Source organism: Paenibacillus sp. MMS18-CY102 (genome assembly GCF_009789195.1).
In the GTDB taxonomy this organism is placed as follows: Bacteria; Bacillota; Bacilli; order Paenibacillales; family Paenibacillaceae; genus Paenibacillus_T.
Genome location: NZ_WSTC01000088.1, coordinates 1 through 790 on the forward strand (window position 1 = coordinate 1; position 790 = coordinate 790).

General features: G+C 44.9%; 1 protein-coding gene. It reads left to right on the forward strand.

What is annotated here, in order from left to right; translation table 11 throughout:
* Nucleotides 1-34 precede the first annotated feature (34 nt).
* Nucleotides 35-790, forward strand: a 756-nt coding sequence (locus tag GON22_RS25520; protein WP_336604369.1) for an RHS repeat domain-containing protein, incomplete at its 3' end; no start/stop codon positions are given.

The window sequence follows — 790 nt, forward strand, 5'->3', positions numbered from 1 at the left end:
GGTTGCTACTCCATTTGGCACGAAGCAGGTTAAAATGACAGATGCATTTGGCGAACTGACGAGTGTAAAGCATAGCAATAGCATCGGAGTAGCTTTATGGACGGAAACATTCGGATATGACGGGATGGGGAACATTCAGCAAATTGTCGAGAATGGCGTCAATTCGGAATTCCAGTACGATGGCCTAAATCGTATTCAAAAGGAGCAACTGCCGACGGGGACGAAAGACTATGCCTATGATGCATTCGGCAATATTTCTTTCTTCACCTCATCTGATAGTACAGATAATGGTCCAGACTTCACTCAGGCTTTTTATTCATACAATGCGTTGAACCAGTTATCCAGTTTGTCAAAAGGTACCACGAACGCAAGCTATACGTACTACGGAGATGGCCTTCGGGCCACAAAAACCGTCAACGGTGCGAAGACGCGCTATATTTATCTAGATGGACGAGTCATTGAAGAGCTGGATGCGAACGGCAACACGATCGGACGTAACATTTGGGGCAATGAATTGCTGTATCGTAAGGATGCGGTTCAGAATAAAGCCGGCTACTATATGTATAACGGTCACGGCGACGTCATTGCCATTCGAGACAGCTCAGGCGTAGTGCTGAACGCGTACGATTATGACATTTGGGGAAAAATCATCACCCAAACGGAACAGATGTCCAATCCATTCCAGTATACTGGGGAAATTTATGATGACGAGTCGGGGCTTATTTATTTAAGAGCAAGATATTATGATCCGAATGATAGGCGGTTTATTAGTGAGGATACGTATGAAGGT